Source organism: Fuscovulum sp. (assembly GCA_035192965.1).
In the GTDB taxonomy this organism is placed as follows: Bacteria; Pseudomonadota; Alphaproteobacteria; order Rhodobacterales; family Rhodobacteraceae; genus Paragemmobacter.
In genome coordinates, this window is record CP136571.1 from 3,638,819 (window position 1) to 3,659,115 (window position 20,297).

17 protein-coding genes are annotated in these 20,297 nt (G+C 66.4%); 10 read left to right on the forward strand and 7 right to left on the reverse strand.

Going from position 1 to position 20,297, the window contains the following annotated elements; genetic code table 11:
• The first annotated feature begins 77 nt into the window (after positions 1-77).
• The 5 genes from RSE12_17885 to RSE12_17905 all read left to right on the forward strand — a co-directional run bounded on the left by RSE12_17885 (position 78) and on the right by RSE12_17905 (position 6,420).
• Positions 78-746: a TetR family transcriptional regulator C-terminal domain-containing protein gene (locus RSE12_17885; protein ID WRH62218.1), complete on the forward strand. Its 669-nt coding sequence runs from the start codon at positions 78-80 to the stop codon at positions 744-746.
• On the forward strand, positions 743-1,927 hold the full coding sequence (locus RSE12_17890) for a pyridoxal phosphate-dependent aminotransferase (GenBank protein WRH62219.1): 1,185 nt from the start codon (positions 743-745) through the stop codon (positions 1,925-1,927). The genes RSE12_17885 and RSE12_17890 overlap by 4 nt, the downstream gene beginning before the upstream one ends.
• The gene (locus RSE12_17895) at positions 1,924-3,498 is read left to right on the forward strand and encodes a 5-guanidino-2-oxopentanoate decarboxylase (GenBank protein WRH62220.1); all 1,575 of its coding nucleotides are present in this window, start codon (positions 1,924-1,926) and stop codon (positions 3,496-3,498) included. The genes RSE12_17890 and RSE12_17895 overlap by 4 nt, the downstream gene beginning before the upstream one ends.
• Before the next feature lie 145 nt (positions 3,499-3,643).
• Entirely contained in the window at positions 3,644-5,029 is a 1,386-nt protein-coding gene (locus tag RSE12_17900; protein WRH62221.1) for an aspartate aminotransferase family protein, read from the forward strand.
• The gene (locus RSE12_17905) at positions 5,026-6,420 is read left to right on the forward strand and encodes a glutamine synthetase family protein (protein ID WRH62222.1); all 1,395 of its coding nucleotides are present in this window, start codon (positions 5,026-5,028) and stop codon (positions 6,418-6,420) included. Before RSE12_17900 ends, RSE12_17905 begins: the two co-directional genes overlap by 4 nt.
• A gap of 146 nt (positions 6,421-6,566) precedes the next feature.
• Here RSE12_17905 and RSE12_17910 read toward each other — a convergent pair whose 3' ends face one another.
• The gene (locus RSE12_17910; protein WRH62223.1) at positions 6,567-7,199 is read right to left on the reverse strand and encodes a response regulator transcription factor; all 633 of its coding nucleotides are present in this window, start codon (positions 7,197-7,199) and stop codon (positions 6,567-6,569) included.
• Between the two features lie 162 nt (positions 7,200-7,361).
• On the opposite strand from RSE12_17910, the gene RSE12_17915 reads away from it, so the two are divergent.
• Positions 7,362-10,022: an ATP-binding protein gene (locus tag RSE12_17915; protein ID WRH62224.1), complete on the forward strand. Its 2,661-nt coding sequence runs from the start codon at positions 7,362-7,364 to the stop codon at positions 10,020-10,022.
• Here the strand turns inward: RSE12_17915 and RSE12_17920 are convergent.
• From RSE12_17920 to RSE12_17945, 6 genes are all read right to left on the reverse strand, one after another.
• On the reverse strand, positions 10,009-10,764 hold the full coding sequence (locus tag RSE12_17920; protein ID WRH62225.1) for a CbiX/SirB N-terminal domain-containing protein: 756 nt from the start codon (positions 10,762-10,764) through the stop codon (positions 10,009-10,011). The genes RSE12_17915 and RSE12_17920 overlap by 14 nt on opposite strands.
• 30 nt (positions 10,765-10,794) lie before the next feature.
• Positions 10,795-11,742 carry a LysR family transcriptional regulator gene (locus tag RSE12_17925; protein WRH62226.1) on the reverse strand — a complete coding sequence of 316 codons (948 nt, stop codon included), beginning with the start codon at positions 11,740-11,742 and terminating at the stop codon, positions 10,795-10,797.
• Between the two features lie 41 nt (positions 11,743-11,783).
• Positions 11,784-12,461, reverse strand: a complete 678-nt coding sequence (locus tag RSE12_17930; protein ID WRH62227.1) for a DUF1028 domain-containing protein — start codon at positions 12,459-12,461, stop codon at positions 11,784-11,786.
• Between the two features lie 130 nt (positions 12,462-12,591).
• The gene (locus RSE12_17935) at positions 12,592-13,005 is read right to left on the reverse strand and encodes a RidA family protein (GenBank protein WRH62228.1); all 414 of its coding nucleotides are present in this window, start codon (positions 13,003-13,005) and stop codon (positions 12,592-12,594) included.
• A gap of 74 nt (positions 13,006-13,079) precedes the next feature.
• Positions 13,080-14,219 (reverse strand): SRPBCC family protein, encoded by a 1,140-nt coding sequence (locus RSE12_17940; GenBank protein ID WRH62229.1) that lies wholly within the window; start codon positions 14,217-14,219, stop codon positions 13,080-13,082.
• A gap of 127 nt (positions 14,220-14,346) precedes the next feature.
• Positions 14,347-15,288: a LysR family transcriptional regulator gene (locus tag RSE12_17945; protein WRH62230.1), complete on the reverse strand. Its 942-nt coding sequence runs from the start codon at positions 15,286-15,288 to the stop codon at positions 14,347-14,349.
• A 145-nt stretch (positions 15,289-15,433) separates the two neighbouring features.
• On the opposite strand from RSE12_17945, the gene chvE reads away from it, so the two are divergent.
• The 4 genes from chvE to araD1 all read left to right on the forward strand — a co-directional run bounded on the left by chvE (position 15,434) and on the right by araD1 (position 20,297).
• On the forward strand, positions 15,434-16,501 hold the full coding sequence (gene chvE, locus RSE12_17950) for a multiple monosaccharide ABC transporter substrate-binding protein (protein ID WRH62231.1): 1,068 nt from the start codon (positions 15,434-15,436) through the stop codon (positions 16,499-16,501).
• A 66-nt stretch (positions 16,502-16,567) separates the two neighbouring features.
• Positions 16,568-18,103: a multiple monosaccharide ABC transporter ATP-binding protein gene (gene mmsA, locus RSE12_17955; GenBank protein WRH62232.1), complete on the forward strand. Its 1,536-nt coding sequence runs from the start codon at positions 16,568-16,570 to the stop codon at positions 18,101-18,103.
• On the forward strand, positions 18,103-19,296 hold the full coding sequence (gene mmsB / locus RSE12_17960) for a multiple monosaccharide ABC transporter permease (protein WRH62233.1): 1,194 nt from the start codon (positions 18,103-18,105) through the stop codon (positions 19,294-19,296). The genes mmsA and mmsB overlap by 1 nt, the downstream gene beginning before the upstream one ends.
• Positions 19,297-19,304: 8 nt before the next feature.
• Positions 19,305-20,297 carry an AraD1 family protein gene (gene araD1 / locus RSE12_17965; protein WRH62234.1) on the forward strand — a complete coding sequence of 331 codons (993 nt, stop codon included), beginning with the start codon at positions 19,305-19,307 and terminating at the stop codon, positions 20,295-20,297.

The window sequence follows — 20,297 nt, forward strand, 5'->3', positions numbered from 1 at the left end:
GGCACGATGCAGGAATACCCCTTGCAGCGGGGCTCGAAACCGTCTTATTATTCAATCGTATAATTCGCAGGTTCCCCATGCCCGGACCCGCCCTCCGCCGCCCCTATCGCCGAGAAGGCGAAGAAAAGCGCCGCGATGATCTGATCGCTGCCGCGATGGCGCTGGTCGCCGAAGGCGGGACAGAGGCCGCGACCGTCCGCGCCATCGCCGCCCGCGCCGGGGTCACGCCGGGGCTGATCCGCCATTACTTCCAATCAAAGGAAGAACTGACCCACGCCGCCTATCGCCATGTCATGGACTCAATGACGCAAGAGGCGCTCCGCGCCATCGAAGGCCTGCCCGCAGATGATCCCATCGGCCGCCTCGCCGCCTTCATCGCCGCCAACTTCCGCCCGCCGGTGATGACCCCCGCCGTCGTCGGCGTCTGGGCCAGCTACATGCACCTTGGCCGCAATGACCCGGTGATCCACACCATCCACGAAGCCACCTATCTTGGCTACCGTGACCGTCTGCAAGACCTGATCGCCGCCCTGCCCCGCCCCGCCGACCCAGCCCGCGACCGGCGCGAAGCCATCGCCTGCAATGCCCTGATCGACGGGCTCTGGATCGAAGGCGGCTCCCTCCCCGACAGCTTTGCCAGCGGCGAGGTCGTGCGCATCGCGCTCGACGGCATCGGCGCCATGCTGGGCGTACGCTTCCCCGACACCGCCTATTCCGATCCATCCGACAGAAAGATCACTCCATGAGATATGCCCCCGTCACCGACCGTCTTGCCGATCTGGGCGGCGCGAAATGGGAAGTCCACGCCCTGGCCCGCCGGATGCAGGCCGCAGGCGAAGCGGTGATCGAACTCACCATCGGCGAACCCGATGTCGCCACCCCACCCGCCCTGCTGGACACCGCCGCGCGCTCCATGGCGGCGGGCCGCACCGGCTATTCCAACGGGCGCGGCGAACCGGCCCTCGTGGCCGCCCTCGCCGCCCGCTACACCGCCCGGCGCGGGCGCGAAATCGGGCGTGATCAGGTCATGTGCCTGCCCGGCACCCAGACCACGCTCTATGCCATCCTGCAAACGCTGGTCACCACGGGCGATGAGGTGCTGGTGGGCGATCCGATGTATGCCACTTATGAAGGCCTGATCCGCGCCACAGGGGCCACGGTCATCCCCGTTCCCCTGCGCCCCGAGGCAGGCTTCCGCATCCAGCCCGCCGACATCGCCGCCCGCATCACGCCGCGCTCGCGCGTCCTTTTCCTCAACAGCCCACACAACCCCACCGGGGCAGTCCTGTCGCGCGACGACCTTGCCGCCCTGTGCCAGCTTGCCGCCGAACACGATCTTTGGGTCCTGTGTGATGAGGTGTACGAAGACCTCTGCTTCCCCGGCGTGACCTTCGCCTCCCCGCTCGATCTGCCGCACTATGCAGACCGGGTGATCGTCGCCTCCTCCATCTCCAAATCCCACGCCGCGCCCGGCTTCCGCTCCGGCTGGTGCATCGGTCCTGCCGAATTCTGCACCCGCCTGCTGCCCCTGTCGGAAACCATGCTCTTCGGCAGCCAGCCCTTCATCGCCGACATGACGGCCGAGGCCGTTTCCTCCCCCTCGCCCATCGCGGCCGAGATGATGGCCCGCTTCCAGCGCCGCGCCAAACTGATCCATAATGCCCTGCATGGCACGGCGGGTATCCACGTGCACATGCCGCAGGCGGGCATGTTCGCGCTTCTCGACATCCGCGCCACCGGCCTGTCCGGCGATGCCTTTGCCCGCGCGCTGCTGGCGCAGGCCAAGGTGGCCGTCATGCCCGGCGAAAGCTTCGGCACGGCCCTCGCAGGCTGGGTGCGCCTGTCGCTGACCCAACCCGATGACCGAATCCTTGAAGCCTGCACTCGCATCGCCACTTTCGCCGCCGCCCAAAGGCAAGCGGCATGAGAACGGTCGGGCAGGCGCTGGTCGAGGGTCTCAAGGCCCGCGGGGTCGAGGTCGTCTTCGGCATCCCCGGTGTCCACACGATCGAACTGTATCGCGGCCTTGCGGGTGGCGGCATCCGCCACGTCACACCCCGCCACGAACAGGGCGCGGCCTTCATGGCCGATGGTTATGCCCGCGTCTCGGGCAAGCCGGGCGTGGCCTTCGTCATCACCGGCCCCGGCCTGTTGAACGCGCTCACCGCCATGGGGCAGGCCAAGGCGGACTCTGTCCCAATCCTCGTCATCTCCGGCGTCAACCGTCGCGCCAGCTTGGGCAAGGGCCTCGGCCTGCTGCACGAACTGCCCGATCAGGCCGCCATGGTCCGCCCGCTTTGCCCAACCGAACGGCTGGAAGACCCCGCCGAACTGGAAGCTGTCCTCGACCGCGCCTTCACCCATCTGCTCACAGGCCGCCCCGGCCCCTTCCATATCGAAATTCCCACCGATGTGATGCCGCTGGCCTGCCCTGATGCGCCCCGCGCGCCGCTGCCCACCCGCCCGGCCCCCGACGCGGCGCAGATCGCACAGGCCGCCCACCTCCTGAACGCCGCCCAGCGCCCGGTCATCCTCGCCGGTGGCGGCGCACGTGGCTGCGATGCTGCGCTCACCCAACTCGCCGAACGCCTCGACGCCCCGGCGATCCTCACCGTCAACGCGCGCGGGATGCTGCATGCCCACCCGCTCGGCGTGCCCGCCTCCCCGTCGCTCGATGCCCCCCGCGCCCTGATCGCCGCGGCGGACCAGATCCTCGCTCTCGGCACCGAACTTGGCCCCACCGATTACGATATGTATGTCCGCGGCGGCTTTCCCGATCTGTCAGGCATGATCCGCATCGACATCTGCACCGATCAACTCGCCCGCCATCCCGCCGCCCTGCCCATCACCGCCGACTCCGCCAGCGCCATCACGGCCCTCCTCCCCCACCTCACCCCAAAACAGGCCGACGGCCCCGCCCGTGCCGCCCGCGCCCGCGAACAAGCCCGCGCCGAACTGACCCATCTCCACCCCTCCATGCCCGCGCAGCTGGCAATGGTCGAGGCGATCCGCACCGCCATTCCCAACGCCCAGATCGTGGGCGACAGCACCCAGCCCGTCTACGCCGCCAACCTGTTCTACGACCATGACCGCCCCGGTGGCTGGTTCAACGCCGCCACCGGCTTTGGCGCGCTCGGCTTCGGTCCCGGCGCCGCCATCGGGGCCGCCATCGCAGCGCCCGGCACCCCCACCATCTGCCTCATCGGCGATGGCGGCCTGCAATTCGACCCTGCAGAACTGCGCGTCGCGGTGGATGAATCCCTGCCCATCACCTTCCTCGTCTGGAACAATGCCAGCTACCGCGAAATCGCTGAGGCGATGCGCGACGCGCAGACCGAAATCATCGGCTGCACCCCCTCGCCCCTCAACCTCGCCCCCTTCGCAGCCGCCTGCGACCTGCCCTTCCAAAGCGTCACTGAGGACCCCGCCGCCCTCCACGCCGCCCTCGCCACCCCCCATAAAGGCCCCCGCCTGATCGAGATCCGCGTCACCTCCTGAAACCACCCTGCCCCTTCATCTTGGCCCAAATACCCATAACCCGGCCCGCCACCCGCACCACCGCCGGGAAAATGCTGCTATCCCGCATTTGCATTTGATCAAATTACGCGCCATAAGCCGGGAAGCAGCGCAAAGGGACCGTCCCATGGCAAAACCGGCAAAACTCATCGCAGGCATCCCGCAGGACCGCCTCACCCGCATCGCGGAACGTGAAGCCCGGCGCTTCGCGCAAAGCCGCCCCAAGGCCGCCGCCGCCCTCGCTGCCGGGTCCGGGGCCTTCCTCAACGGCGTCCCGATGCATTGGATGGCCGATTGGCCCATGCCCCACCTGCCCTTGGTGGCCAAGGCGACTGGCGCGAAACTGACCGATATCGACGGCTATGGCATCGATGATTTCTGCCTTGGCGATACCGGGTCCATGTTCGGCCATTCCCCCGAACCCGTCGCCCGCGCCATCCGCAAACAGGCCAAGCGCGGCCTCACCTACATGCTGCCCACCGAAGATGCACTGGAAGCAGGCCGCCTGCTCACGCAGACCTTCGGCCCCTTCCGCTGGCAGATCGCCACCACCGCCACCGATGCCAACCGCTTTGCCTTGCGTGTCGCCCGCGCCGTGACCGGGCGGCCCAAGGTGCTGGTCTTCAACGGCTGCTATCACGGCACGCTGGATGACACGATGGTCGAACTGACCAAGGGCAAAACCGCCAACCGCGCGGGCCTTGTGGGCCAGGTGCAGGACCTCACCCTCGGCGCGGTGGTCTGCGAATTCAACGACCTTGCCGCCGTCGAAAAGGCGCTCGCCAAAGGCGATGTCGCCGCCATCCTGACCGAGCCGGTGATGACAAACTGCTGCATGGTCCTGCCCGATCCGGGCTTCCTGCAAGGCCTGCGCGACCTCGCCACGCAACATGGCGCGCTGCTCATCATTGATGAAACACACACCATCTCCACGGGCCTTGGCGGTTATACCCGCGTCCACGGGCTCACCCCCGACATGTTCGTCGTCGGCAAATGCGTGGCGGGCGGGATGCCCACCTCCGTCTGGGGCATGACGCAGGCCGTGGCCGACCGCTTCGCCACCTACAACGCAACCCGCCCGCCGGGCCATTCCGGCATGGGCACCACATTGTCGGCCAATCCGATGCAATTCGCCTGCCTCCGCGCCACCCTGGCCGAGGTGATGACACCGGAACACTACACCCATATGGAAGACGGTGCCGAACGCCTCGCCACCGGCCTCACCGCCGTGATCGCCAAGCACAACGCGCCCTGGCACGTCGTCCGCGTCGGCGCGCGGGTGGAGTTTATCTGCGCCCCCGGCCCGCTGAAGAACGGCTCCGCGGCGCACAAGGCCCACCAACCGCAGGTCGAGGCGGCAGTTCACACCGCCCTGCTGAACCGGGGCTGCCTGATCGCGCCCTTCCACAACATGATGCTGGTCAGCCCCGCCACCAAGAAACGCCAGATCGACCGCCTGATCGCCGCCTTCGACGAAATCCTGACCGAACTCTTCTGCCGAGATTCCGAATGACCGATACCATCAGCCCCTCCGGCTCCACCGCAGCCGAGGCCGAAGCCTTCCTCGCGGCCTACCCCGAAATCGAAGCCTTCGATATCGTCCTGCACGATTCGAACGGAATCGGCCGCGGCAAGATTATCCGCCGGCATGAGCTTTTGTCCTTTTACCGCTCTGGCCGCCACCTGCCCATTTCCATCCTCGGCCTCGATATCTGCGGCGAAGATGTGCATGAAACCGGCCTGATCTGGGATCAGGGCGATGGCGACCTGCGCGCTTGGCCCATCCCCGGCACGCTGGTGCCGCTGCACGCCACCCAGCCGCCGCGCGGCGAGGTGCTGATGTCGCTCTATGATCTCGACGGCAATCCCATGACCTCCGACCCCCGCCACGCCCTGCAACGGCAGGTCGATGCCATGGCGGGCGAAGGGCTCTTCCCCGCAGGCGCGTTCGAGTTGGAGTTCTTCCTCCTCGCCAACGACCGCGGCCCCGATGGCAAGGTCCAACCGGCCCGCGACGTGCTCGATGGCCGCGGCTCACACAAGACCGAGGTCTATTCGGTGGACCATCTGCACGGCATGCTGCCGCTGTTCAGCGACATCTACGCCGCAGCAGAGAAGGCCGGGATCAAGGCCGAAACCATGATTTCGGAATATGCGCCGGGCCAGTACGAACTAACGCTGCATTACCGCACCGATGTGATGCAGGCCGCCGATGATCTGATGCGGCTCAAGCGGATCGTCCGCCTGCAGGCCCGCCAGCACGGCGTGACCGCCTGCTTCATGGCCAAACCGGTGGAGAAATACGCAGGCTCCGGCATGCATTTCCACGTCTCGCTCTGCGATGCCGATGGCCGCAATGTGTTTGTCGAGCAGACCGAGGGCCAGTGGAACCCCGCCATCCTGCACGCGCTGGGTGGCCTGCGCGCGACGATGGGCGAATCCATGCTGGTCTTTGCCCCCCACGCCAACAGTTGGCGCCGCTTTGCCGCGCAAAGCTACGCCCCCGTCAGCCCGACCTGGGGCGTGAACAACCGCTCCGTCGCGCTGCGCATTCCGGCAGGCGACATCAAGGCCCGCCGCATCGAACACCGCCCCGCCGGGGTGGATGCCAACCCCTATCTTGTCGCGGCCACCGTGCTGGCAGGCATCCGCCACGGGTTGCGCCACAAGATCGACCCCGGCCCGGAAACCACCGGAAACGGCTATGCCGATGCCCAGGATGCCCCGCCGATCCCGGTCGACTGGCGGCAGGCGATCGAGGCGGCCACCGCCTCGGCCTTCCTCAAGGACGCGCTGGGTGAAGACATGCACCGCACCTTCACCGCGATCAAGGCGGCGGAACACGCCCGCGTCGCCCGCACAGTCAGCGAGGTCGATTTCGACCTCTACCTTCACACGGTCTGACACGCGCCCCGGCAGGGCGCACGAATTTTCTGCGAAAATTCACGCCCTGCCCCCGGCACAAAACGCATGATCCGTCGCTGGAGAAATCAGCCAGGGGGGCCTGATTTTTCGCAGAAAAATCGTTGGCCCCCCAAAATCCGAACCCGTCAGCTCAACCCAGCATCCCGCGCGATCATTGCCGCATGGGTCCGGTTCTTCGCGCCCAGCTTGCGGCTCAGCGTCTTGACATGCAGCTTCACCGTCACCTCCTGCAGGTCCAGATCGCGGGCGATCTCCTTGTTCGGCTTGCCCTCGCAGATGCCGCGCAGCACATCCGTCTCGCGCCGGGTCAGCGTCTGCAACGCCAACGCCATCTCCGGTTCCTTCATCAACAGCGAAATCGGCGCGAAGACATCGCCCGAGGTCATCAACTGCACCGCCGCGATCATCGCGCGCGACGCCAGCGTTTTGGGAATGAACCCCGCTGCCCCCGCAGCCAACGCAGCCTCGGCCAGATCGCGCTGCACCGTGCCGGTGATGATGGCGACCGGCACCCCCGGTGCCGCCGCCCGCGCCCGCGCCAGTCCCTCCAGCCCGTTCATCCCCGGCATGCCGTAATCCAGCAGCACCAGATCAAACCGCGCGCCCTTCTCCAGCACCGCCACCGCCTCAGGCAGGGTGGCCACACAGCATACCTCTTCGAACCCTTCTGCCATCAGAAAGGCGGCAAGCGTCTCGCGCACCAGATCATGATCGTCGGCCAGCAAAAGCCGCATGTCCGCCTGTCCCATCCGCATCATGTGGTCTGTCCTGAATTGCTCTGCTTTCAGAACGACCGTCAATGCCGTTACTTTACCGTGTGAAACGCCTTGGAAGGCAAGCCCCATCTGCCCTAGCCTCTGGCATGGGTCACGGCCCTTTGACACGCTACAGGCAAACCGGAACAGAAGGCAGGGCAAACAATGCAGCTTTGGGCAAGGCGGCTTCGGCTTGGCGTGACCACGCTGCTGGCCCTGTCATGCCTGATCGCCATGGTCCTTCTCGCCCAGACCGTGCGCGCGAAACTGGCGGTGTTGCAACGTGCCAACTCCGACAACACCCAATGGGTGATGATGCAGACCGAGGTCGAGGTGCTGCGCCTGCAAGGCGCGGTGTCCGCCGCGCGCGACAACCCGTCCTCGGCCCAGCTTGATGAGGTGCGGCGCTGGTTCAATGTCGTCTACAGCCGCGTGGGGATGCTGGAACAAAGCACGGTCTACGCCCCGATGCTTGCGCGTGCCGATTACAGCGCCGATCATGCCCGCCTGCGCCGCTATCTGGACAACACCGTTCCGCTGATCGACGCGCCCGATACCCAGCTTGCCGCCGCTCTGGGGCGCATCGGCACGCCATTGCCCGAACTGCGCGCCACCGCCCGCCAGATGACGCTGAACGCCCTGTCCGAATTCACCGCGCAATCCGACATGAACCGCGAATCGATCTCGGATACGCTGGTGCGGCTGGCGCTTGTAACCGGGGCGCTGCTGCTGATCGTGGCCGGGGTGGCCGGGGCGCTGGCCCTGCAATTCCGCCGGTCCGAGGCGCAGAAACGCGCGCTCGCCGATACCGGGGCGCGACTGTCCACCATCGTTTCCACCTCGGCCGATGCCATCGTCGTCACCGATCGGGGCGGTGTGATCCGGGAATTCAACCCAGCCGCCGAGGCGATCTTTGGCCTGCCCGCCGCCGACGCGCAGGGGCAAAACGCGCTCACCCTGCTGTTTGCCGAAGGCCCCGATGGCCCGCAGCAACGCGCCCTGATCACCGCGCTCCGCGATCCGGGGGCGGATGCCACCCACCCCATCCGCATTGAGGTGGACGCCCACCGCGCCGATGGCCGCAGCTTCCCGGCCGAGGTGTCCATCGCCCGGTCCCAGATCGCCGAAGCAGGCCTCGTCGTGGCCTTCGTCCGTGACATCTCTACCCGGCGCGAGGCCGAGGTCGCCCTGACCCGCGCGCTGGACCGCGCCCAGGCCGGCGAAAAGGCCAAGGCCGAATTCCTCGCGGTCATGAGCCATGAGATGCGCACCCCGCTGAACGGTCTGATCGGGTCGATGGAACTGCTGCGCCGCACGCCCACGGATGACGCGCAGAAGGAACTCCTCTCCGTCATGGAAGCCTCGGGCGATATCCTGCTGGGCCACGTGAATTCGGTGCTCGATGTATCGCGGGCCGAGGCCGGGATGATCCGCCCCGACTGCGCGCGCTTTGACCTCGACCGTCTGCTGGAGGAAACCATCGCCAATCAGGCCGGCCTTGCTGCCGCCGCGGGCAACCGCATGACCCTGTCGCATCCGACCGGCCCGCTGGGGCCCGTCATGGGCGATTCCGGGCGGTTGCGGCAAATCATGCTCAATCTCATCGGCAACGCGGTCAAGTTCACCCGCAACGGCGACATCACGGTCGAGGTGGAACGCCTCTCCGGCCCGGACGCGCTGGTGGAACTGCGTGTCAGCGACACCGGCATCGGCATCGCCGAGGCCGACCTTGACCGCATCTTCGACGATTTCGTCACCCTTGACGCCAGCTATGGCCGCAGCGCCGGGGGCACCGGGCTTGGCCTTGGCATCGCGCGGCGGCTGGCGCGCGCCTTGGGGGGCGAGATCGGCGTCGAAAGCATCGAAGGCGAAGGCAGCCTGTTCTGGCTGCGCCTGCCCCTGCCACCCGCCGACCTGTCCGCCGCCGCGCCGGAACCGCAGGCGCCGGTCACCGGGGTCCGGCCCGCGCCACCGCCGGAAGATCCGCCCCCTGGACCACCGCTTTCGGTTCTTTTGGTCGAAGACAACGCCATCAACCGCTTCCTCCTGCGCCGTTTTCTGGATAGCGCAGGCCACCACGTGACAGAGGCCGCCGATGGCATTGACGCGGTGAACGCGGCCGCCGCCTCGGCCTTTGACGTGATCCTGATGGATATCTCCATGCCGCGTATGGATGGCATCGCCGCCACTCAGGCGATCCGGGCCGGACAGGGCCTGTCGCGCGACGCACGCATCCTCGCGCTGACCGCCCATGCCCTGCCACACGAAGTGGCCCGTTTCCACGCGGCGGGGATGCAGGCCACCCTGACCAAACCCATCGCCCGGCTGGCCCTGCTGCACGCGCTCGCCGGCCGGTTGCCAGACCCGCAAACCCCGCCCCCGCCACACCAGATGCCCATAGTCGACGAAGCAGTTCTGGCCGACCTGATCCGCCAGATCGGCCCCGATACGGCAATCCCCCTCATCACCCGCCTGATCGCCGAAGGCGACACGATCATTGCCGACCTCACCACCCGTCATCCGCAGACCGACGCGGCCGAGATGGCGGCGCTGTGCCACCGCCTTGTCGGCAGTTCCGGCACCTTTGGCACGCGCCGCTTCTATGCGGCGCTGCGGGCAGCGGAAACGGCGCTGAAGCTTCTGGCCGCCAATGGTACAGAACCCACCCCGGAACCCGACGCCGCGCCCGATGTGATGGACTCGCTGGCCGCCCTCGCCCCAGTCTGGCAGGCCACCCGCGCCGCCCTGTCCGATGAACTCGCCCGCCTCGGGGCGGATCAAGCCACCCAAAAGGAACAAGGGACAGAGCCGATCACCGCGCCTTGAGCGCCGCCTTCAGCGCGTGCCGGATCAACCCCGGCACCCGCGCGTCCAGACCGACGGGCGGCAGCAGATCGCCCTCAAACCCCGCCTCCGCCAAGGCCTGCGGCAGATCGTCGATCACATGCCCGCCGCGCGCGGCAAAGAACGGCAGCACCAGCGATCCGGGGGCGAAACCTGCCGCGGCCTCCACAATGCGGGGCGACTGGTCGATAAAGGCCGCCTCTACCCGCGCAAACCCGGCCTCCTGCCGCAGCCGGTCTGCCATGGCATAGGCCACGTCTGACGGGGCCGCGCTGCGGAAACTGCCATGCGCCGCCAAGAGAAGCGGCAGGTCGGCTGGCGCGTGACCGCGCCGCGCTGCCGCTTCGCGCGCCAATGTCAGCGTCAGCGCTTGCACCCCCGCATCCAGCCCGAACGGCGGCAGGATGTGCCAATCCGCCCCCCCGGCCTCGGCCAGCTTGGCGGGCAGATGGGTGGTGGTGAACCACCCCCCCGCCATGAACAGCGGATAGACCAGCCCCGCCCCGCCTGCCGCCGCCACCTCGCGCGCCAGCGCATCGGGTTCCGCCAGCGTGGCCGACCTTATGCGCCACCCCGGCATCAGCGCCTGCACCTTGGCCGCCAGAAAGGCGATCTCAGCGGCAGCGGGGCCGGGGTCGGATGGCTGTCCATGCGCCACGATCAAAGCAGCGGGCAACGCAAAAGGTTGAGCAGCGGGCAGGCGGGGGATGAGTTCCTGTGTCATGCCCGCGATCTAGCCATTCCAGGTCGCCCGTCAACCATGGCGACCAAAGTCAGGATCCGTCAGCCCCGGCAAAGCATCCTCGGTCAGCACCGCGCGGCAATGATCGGCAAAGGCCGCCACCGCCCGCCGCAGCGGCCCCCCGGCGGGCAGGATCAACCCCATCCGCATCGGCGCGCGCGGCGTGACCAGCGGCACAAAGACCAGCCGCCGCCCATCCGGCGCGCGGTCCGAGCCCAGCCTTATATTGGCAATGGAATAGCCAAACCCGTTGGCCACCATCGCCCGCATCACCCCCATGTCGCGCGTGCGTTCCGCAATCTGCGGCCGCAGGCCTTCGGCGGTGAAAAAGGACAGGAAGTAATCGGCACTATAGGGCAGGTCCAAAAGCACCATCGGATGCGGCGCCAGATCGGCCGCCGTCACCTGCGCGCGCCCCGCCAGCGGATGCCCCTCCGGCAACAGCGCATAAGGTGCCAACGGCAACAGCGGCAGAAACTCCAGATCGCCCGGCAATTCCAGATCATAAGACAGCGCCGCATCCAGCCGCGCATGGCGCAGCGCCTCGATCAGCGCGGCATGGTCATGCTCGGACTGGCGAAACTCGACCTCGGGATGGGCCTCGGCAAAGCTGCGCCGCAGGCGCGGCAACACCACCTGCGCAAAAGTCAGCAGACAGCCCACCGCCAGAGGCCCCCGCACCTGCCCCGTCAACTCTGCCGCCCGGTCGTTCAGCGCCGCCCCCGCCGCAAGTACCGACCGCGCCGCTTCGGTGAATTGCCGCCCCCCTTCGGTCAGCGACAGGCCCTGCGCATGACGGCGGATGAACAAAGGCAGGCCGAATTCCTGCTCCAGCTGCGCAATCGCGGCGGAAATCGACGGCGATGACACATGGCACCGCTCCGCCGCCAGCGCGACGGACCCGCATTCCGCTACCGCGACCAGATATTCCAATTGGCGAAGGGTGAACCGCAGGGGCATGGGCGCAGGCTAGCCCGCCCGCCGCCGGGGCGAAAGCCCCCTTACTTCTCCCCCGGCACCCCGTAGGACGGCGCCGCGCGCGGATCGCGCGCCCGCTGCACATAGGCCGCCATCTGCGGCGCATAAACCTCCCAGGCCCGCGCCACCGCCTCGATCGGGCGCGCCTCATCGGACCAGTCACAGCGCAGCTCCGCCACAGGCCAGCTTTCCCGGTCCACCATCAACAGCCCTGCCGAATGCACCGGCCCCGCCTCGCCCCCGGCATCGCGCCCCGCCATCAGTGCCACCACCAGCCGGTCGCCCAGCGCCCCAGAGGCCGCCAGAAACCCCGCCACCATGGCCTGTGGCACGCCCTCATGCGCCAAAAGGTTCCCCCCGGCGATCACCCCTGCCCCCTCAGCCACCGCCCAGCACCCCAGCACATGCGCGCCGCTATGGCTGGCCGTCCGGCCCTGCCCATCGACCACCATCAACTGCCGATACTCTGCAAACGCCGCCCCACCCACGACCCCGGCCATCGCCGCCGCCGCCGCCTCCCCCGCCGCCAGCCGCGCCAGCAGCGCAGGCCCCAGTGCCGGGTCGGTGATGTTCTGTGTCGCCGCCACCCCCACCCCCGCTCGCGCATGGGCACAACGCGCCGCAACAGCGGGGGATGAGGATGAAATCACCATCCCGAATGCACCTGTTTCGGCACAGCGGGCCAGCAGCGAAAATGTCATGCGTCACCTCGGGATGGCGGGCGAAGATGGGTATTTGGGCCAAGGTGAAACGGCAGCTTCATCTTGGCAACACATACCCATGCAACGCGGATGCAGGGTGGTTCGGGGGCAGGGCGGTTCGGGGGCAGGCTCAGTCGGGGATCACGGCAGTGGCGTCAATCTCCACCAGCCAATCCGGCCGCGCCAGCGCCACCACGACCAGCCCGGTGCAGACGGGATGCACACCGCGGATGTACTCGCCCATCGTGCGATATACCGCCTCGCGGTGGCGCACATCGGTCAGATAGACCACCAGCTTGGTCACATGCTCCATCTTGCCCCCGCATTCCTCGACCAGCTGGCGGATGTTCTGCATCACCTTGTGGGTCTGCTCCACCGGATCATGGCTGCCGATGTTCTGCGCGGTGTCGAGATCCTGCGGGCATTGCCCGCGCAAAAAGATCATCGTCCCCCGCGCCACCACGGCCTGGGCCAGATCATTGTCCAGCTTCTGTTCGGGGTAGGTGTCCTTGGTGTTGAACTTGCGGTGGCGGATATGGGCCATGATGTCTTTCCGATGGGTCAAGAGTGCGAGGGGGGGGCCGGGGGGCCGTTGCGACCCCCCGGCTCTGACAAGGATCACGCCTCGGGCATCATCCGGGCGATATACTGGGCAAATTCGAAATTCGGGCGTTCCAGATGGCTCAGCGGCCCCGGCGCAGACATCCGCGACAACAGCCCACGATAGACCTTTTCGGTACAGCCCTTGTCTTCCACCTGCACCTCATCCAGCAGCGCCTTCACTGCCGCCAGATTCGCAGACGCATCGGGATCGGCCATCCATTCGGCACTCATGCCGCCGCCGAACAGCACCTTCACATGCCCCGGCCCATCCGGCGTCAGCGCCAGGTACCAGAAATACCCCGGCGTCAGCGTGATCAGCAGCGCGGGGTAGATCGCCAAAAGCCAGGTGATCCGCCGCTCCTCGCCCTGCAACCGCGTGTTCGACGGATGCGCCAGCGCCAGCGGCACGGTGTCGTTCTTGACGATCCAATGATAGTTGAACGCCTCTGTCCCCTCGGGGCATTCCATCAGCGCCAGATCGCAACTGCCCCCGATGGTGCCGGCGTGGCAGGCGGGCAGGTGATAGCTTTCCATGAAATTCTCGGCCAGCACCTTCCAGTTCGTGGCCCAGCGAAACTCTTCGCGGAAGGTCTCGGCATAGCTCCCCATATCCAGATGGCCCACCAGCGCCGCCACGTCGCGCAGCCGGTCGTGAATATCGGGCGCGTCGGGGTTCAGCGTGACCATGATCCAGCCATGCCAATCGGCCACCCGGATCGCGGGCAGGCGCACCTGATCCTTGCAGAACGTCTCGTTCAGCGTCATCGCCGGCGCGCCGCGCAGGGTGCCATCCAGATTGTAGGTCCAGGCGTGATAGGGGCAGACGATCGCCCGCACCCGCCCCCGCCCTTCCAGCAGCGTGCTCATCCGGTGGCGGCAGACATTGCTCATCCCGCGCAAGGCGCCATCCCGGTCGCGCAAGATGATGACGGGCTCACCCGCGATCTCCATCGTCAGATAGTCGCCCGCTTCCTTCAACGCATCCGCGCGCCCCGCGCAAAGCCAGTCCTGCGCGAAGATGTGGCGCTGCTCGGCCTCGGCAAACTCGGGCGAGACGTAGACGGATTTCGGCATGGCCTGCGCCCGCTCAAACGGCACCGCCACATTGGCGCGCAGCTCTTCTATCGCGCGCAGGCTGGGATCGACGGCGGTCATGGCAGGCATCCTTCGGCGGCAAAGCAACACGCACCGGCCCTGCAGGCCAGCCCGTCTTGCCGATCACTGTCGACCAGCGGGCCGCGCAAGGAAAGCAGGATATGCCGCCGCGCAGCTTAGGCGCAGCCTAATCAGCAACCTCCCTGCCCTGTGCCAGCACCATCGCCGCCAGCCGCGCCGCCACCGGCGTCAGAATCGCCCCCGCCCGTGTCAGCAAACCAAACGGGTCCACCACGATACCCAGATCGACCGGCAAGATTTCATAGGGCGACCCCGGCCCGGCGAATCGGTCACAAACCGCCCGCGCCAGCGGCGCGATGGCGTTGGATTGCTGCACCAGCGCCAGCGTCAGCAGAAACGACGCCGTCGCCATCCGCTGCGGCGGCTGCGGCAGGCCCAGCGCGCGCAACCTCTCCATCACCGCGCGGGTCAACAGCGCCTCCGGCCCCGGCATCACCCAGTCGAACCCCATCAGGTCCGCCGGCGCGATCCGCTCTGCCCCCGCCAGCCGATGCCCCCGCCGCACCATGAGCGAGACCGGCTCCACCCCGATGGGATCGGACAGGTGCAACTGCCCTTCCATCCCCGCGGGCATCCGGCCGATGGCGAAATCCAGCCGTCCAGACAGCAACTGCGTCCCCAACAGGTCTGACGGTGCCACCACAACCTCGGTCGTCACCCCCGGCAGGGCCAACCGCGCCGTGCGCAGCGCGGGCAGCACCCGGTCCAGCGCCGGGCCGGTCACCGACCCGATCCGCACATGGCCCGAACCGCCATTGGCAATCTCGGCCATCTCGCGACCGGCATCGCGCAACTCTGTCACCACCCGCGCCGCCCGCTTTGCCAGCGCCACCCCCATCGGCGTCAGCGTGATCCCCCGCCCCGTGCGCAGATGCACGGGCTGCCCCGTGATCCGCTCCACCTCGGCCAGCAGGCGCGACGCGGCGGGTTGGGCCACCCCCATCAGATCCGCCGCCAGCCCCAACTGCCCCGTCTCTGCTAGCGCCGCCATCAGGCGCAGATGCGCCAGCTTCACCCCGCGCCGCAGCAGATCATCCGCGTCCGACATAACTTTTCCGCCATATATTAATCACAAATCATTCATTGACGGATATGCAAACCCATTGCAACTGTCCCCCACGGCGCGGATGGGGGTTGGAGCCCGCCCGCAAAGCCGAAACGTGCCGTGGCGATTCACGGCGAGGGAGGACACCATGCAACTTTCCAGAAGGGCGCTTCTCGCGCTCGCCACTGCTGCGTCGCTGATCGGCGCACCCAGCTTTGCGCAAGACAAAGGCACCGTGGGCATCGCCATGCCGACGCAATCTTCGGCGCGCTGGATTTCGGACGGCAACTCGATGGTGGAACAGTTCACCGCCGCCGGTTACGCCACCGATCTGCAATATGCCGAAGACGACATCCCGACCCAGCTCGCGCAGGTCGAGAACATGATCACCAAGGGCGTCAACGTCCTTGTCATCGCGGCCATCGACGGCACCACGCTGTCGAACGCGCTGGACAACGCCGCTGCGGCAGGGATCAAGGTTATCGCCTATGACCGCCTGATCCGTGACAGCGGCTCGGTCGACTATTACGCCACCTTCGACAACTTCAAGGTCGGCGTCCAGCAGGCCGAAAGCCTGGTCAAGGGCCTGAACGAACGCTTCCCCGGCGTGAAGCCGTGGAACGTCGAACTGTTCGGCGGCTCGCCCGACGACAACAACGCCTTCTTCTTCTACAACGGCGCGATGTCGATCCTGCAACCGCTGATCGACTCGGGCGATATCGTCATCGCTTCGGGCCAAATGGGCATGGATGTGGTCGGCACCCTGCGCTGGGATGGCGCGGTGGCACAGGCCCGGATGGACAACCTGCTGTCGGCCAACTACGGCGACAAGCAGCTGCACGGCGCGCTGTCCCCCTATGACGGGCTGTCGATCGGCATCCTGTCCTCGGTCAAGGGCGTTGGCTATGGCTCGGGCGATCTGCCCATGCCCATCGTCACCGGCCAAGACGCCGAGGTGCCTTCGGTCAAATCCATGATCGCGGGCGAACAGTATTCGACCATCTTCAAGGACACCCGCGCGCTTGCCGGCGTGACCGTCAAGATGGTGGATGCGATCCTGTCCGGCGCCGAGCCGGAAATCAACGACACCTCCACCTATGACAACGGCGTGAAGGTCGTTCCGTCCTACCTGCTGGAGCCGCTGCCGGTTGATGTCACGAACTATGAGGAAATCCTCGTCGGTTCGGGCTACTACACCGCCGACCAGCTGAAGTAAGTTCGGCACTACGGGCCCGCCCTGCCCTTGCGGCCGGGCGGGCCTTTCTTCAACCGGGGGAACAGCATGGCAACGCTTCTGGAAATGCGGGAGATCAGCAAGGTCTTCCCCGGGGTCCGCGCGCTCGATCATGTGAACCTCACCGTCGAACAAGGCGAAATCCACGCCATCTGCGGCGAAAACGGCGCGGGCAAATCCACCCTGATGAAGGTGCTGTCCGGCGTCTATCCGCACGGATCCTATGAAGGCGAAATCCTTTACGACGGTGCCACCCTCACCAACCGCGGGATCCGCGACAGCGAAGCCAAGGGCATCATCATCATCCATCAGGAACTGGCCCTCGTGCCGCTCCTGTCCATCGCGGAAAACCTCTTTCTCGGAAATGAGGTTGCCTCGAACGGCATCATCAACTGGCCGCTCGCATTCCAGAAAACGGAAGGCCTGCTCAAAAAGGTGGGCCTGTCCGAACCGCCCACAACACAGGTCGGCAAGCTGGGCGTCGGCAAGCAGCAACTGATCGAAATCGCCAAGGCGCTGGCGAAAGACGTGCGCCTCCTCATCCTTGATGAGCCCACCGCCGCGCTTCAGGAAAACGACAGCCAGAAACTTCTGGACCTGATGCTGGAGCTTAAGGCGCAGGGTGTCACCCAGATCATCATCAGCCACAAGCTAAACGAGATCGGCCGCGTCGCCGATCGCATCACCATCATCCGCGACGGCAGCACCGTTTCGACCCTGAACAAGGCCGATATCAGCGAAGAGCGGATCATCCGCGATATGGTCGGCCGCGACATGGCCCACCGCTACCCCGACCGCGACAGCAACCCCGGCGAAGTGCTGATGGAGGTCGAAGGCTGGAATGTCTGGCACCCCGAACAGCAGGGCCGCCAGATGATCCGTGACGCGGCCTTCAACGTCCGCAAAGGCGAAATCGTGGGCATCGCAGGCCTCATGGGCGCGGGCCGTACGGAACTTGCCATGTCCATCTTCGGCCATGCCTATGGCCGCAACATTTCCGGCACCGTGAAAATGGGCGGTAAGGCCGTCGATACCTCGTCGGTGACCAAGGCCATCGCCGCCGGCCTCGCCTATGTGACTGAAGATCGCAAACAGCTTGGCCTCGTGCTGGATGAACCCATCGTCCGCAACATCACGCTGGCCAACCTTGCAGGCGTGGCCACACGTGGCGTGCTGTCGCGCGGGCGCGAACAGCAGGTGGCCGAAGAATACCGCCGCGCCATGTCGATCCGCACGCCATCCGTGTTCCAAAAGGTGGTCAACCTGTCGGGCGGCAACCAGCAAAAGGTCGTCCTGTCGAAATGGCTGTTCGCCGATCCGCAGGTCCTGATCCTTGATGAACCCACGCGCGGCATCGACGTGGGCGCGAAATTCGAAATTTACACCATCATGAAAGACCTCGCCGCCCAAGGGCGCGGGGTCGTGATGATCAGCAGCGAAATGCCCGAACTTCTGGGCATGTGCGACCGCATCTATGTGATGAACGAAGGGCGCATCGTCGGCGAACTTAGCCGTGACGAGGCAAGCCAGGAACGGATCATGTCCCTGATCATTCGGGGCGACGGCAAGGCAAAGGTGGCGTGATGGCAGATCAGACAGCAGGCGCAGGCAAGGGCATCGGCGCGCATCTGGGCGGGCATTTGCGGGAAAACGGGATGATCCTGGCGCTGGTCGCCATCGTCCTGTTCTTCACCGTGATGGTGCGCGTGACCCAAGGAGTCGATTTCCTGTCAGCGCAGAACATCACCAACCTGTTTTTGCAAAACTCCTACGTCATCATCATGGCGCTGGGGATGCTGCTGGTCATCGTGGCAGGCCATATCGACCTGTCGGTTGGGTCTGTCGTGGGCTTCACCGGGGCCGTGGCCGCCGTGCTGACCGTCAACATGGGCTGGCCCGTGATCGCCGTAGTCCCCACCTGCCTGCTCGTCGGCCTCGCCATCGGGGCGGCGCAGGGCTATTGGGTTGCCTATTGGCGCATCCCCTCCTTCATCGTCACGCTGGCCGGGATGCTGGTCTTCCGGGGCCTGACGCTCTGGCTTCTCGCCGGGCAGAACGTCGGCCCCTTCCCGAAATCCTTCCAGTCGCTTTCGACCGGCTTCATCCCCGATGCCTTCGGCGTCGACAAACCCAACATGACCGCGCTCGCACTGGTGGCCCTGGCCGCCGTGGTGATCCTCTGGCTGGGCCTGCGCGCCCGCGCAAGGGATCAGCAATTCGGCATCACGTCCGAGCCGATGATCGTCTTTGCCATCCGCAACTTTGTCATCACCGCCGCGCTCCTGTTCGTGGGCTACAAGCTGGCCTCCTTCCGCGGCCTGCCAAACGTGGTGGTGGTCCTGTCGGTCCTGACCGTCCTTTACGCCTTCTTCACTGAATCCACGACCACGGGCCGCCGCATCTATGCCCTTGGCGGCAATGAAAAAGCCGCCCGCCTGTCGGGCATCAACACCGACCGGTTGGTGTTTCTCACCTTCTGCAACATGGGCGTCCTTGCCGCCCTTGCGGGCATGATCGTCGCCGCGCGCCTGAACTCGTCTACCCCCAAGGCGGGCGGCGGGTTCGAACTGGACGTGATCGCCGCCGTCTTCATCGGCGGGGCCTCGATGACCGGCGGTTCGGGCAAGATCATTGGCGTCGTCGTCGGCGCGCTCATCATGGGCGTGATGAACAACGGCATGTCCATCATGGGCATCGGGATCGACTATCAGCAGGTGATCAAAGGTCTCGTCCTCCTCGCCGCCGTCATCTTCGACGTCTACAACAAGAACAAGTGAGGCCCCCGATGCTCCTGTCCCAAATCACGCATCCCGACGGCTCCCTCGCCGTTGTGGTCCGCTCGGGGTCCGAAGCTGCCATTCTGCGCGGCACCGCCAGCACCTATGACCTCGCGCTCGAGGCGGCCACCTCCAAACGCCCCATCGCCGCCATCATCGCCGAACGCGGCATGGGCGCGGCAGTGGACCTGCCCTCGCTTCTGGCCGAAGGCCGCGTCACCCTGCCCATCACCCATCCCGACCCGGCGCATATGCTGCTCACCGGCACTGGCCTTACCCATCTGGGCAGCGCTTCCGCCCGCGACGCGATGCATGCAAAGCTGGAGGGTGCGGAAACCCTCACCGACAGCATGAAGATGTTTCGGATGGGTCTCGAAGGCGGCCGCCCCGCCCCCGCCACCCCCGGCGTGCAGCCCGAATGGTTCTACAAAGGCAACGGCACCACCGCCATCGCCCCCGGCCAACCCCTGACCATGCCCCCCTTCGCCGAAGACGGCGGCGAAGAGCCAGAGCTTGCGGGCATCTACATCATCGCCCCCGATGGCACCCCCTGCCGCCTCGGCTGGGCGTTGGCGAATGAATTTTCCGACCACGTCACCGAACGGGTGAACTACCTCTGGCTCGCCCATTCCAAACTGCGCGAGGCGTCTTTCGGCCCCGAAATCCTTGTGGGCGATCTGCCCGCCGACGTGCAGGGCATGTCCCGCATCCGCCGCGACGGCGCGGTGATCTGGGAAAAGCCCTTCCTGTCGGGCGAGGCGAACATGTCCCACAGCATGGCCAACCTCGAACACCACCATTTCAAATATGATATCTTCCGCCGCCCCGGCGATGTGCATGTCCATATGTTCGGCACCGCCACCCTCTCCTTTGCGGATGGCATTTCCACCCGTCCCGGCGATATCTTTGAAATTGAGTCCGCCCCCTTCGGCCTGCCCCTGAAGAACCCGCTCGCCAAGGCCCCCGCCCAATCCGGCACCATTTCCGTGACCGCCCTGTGA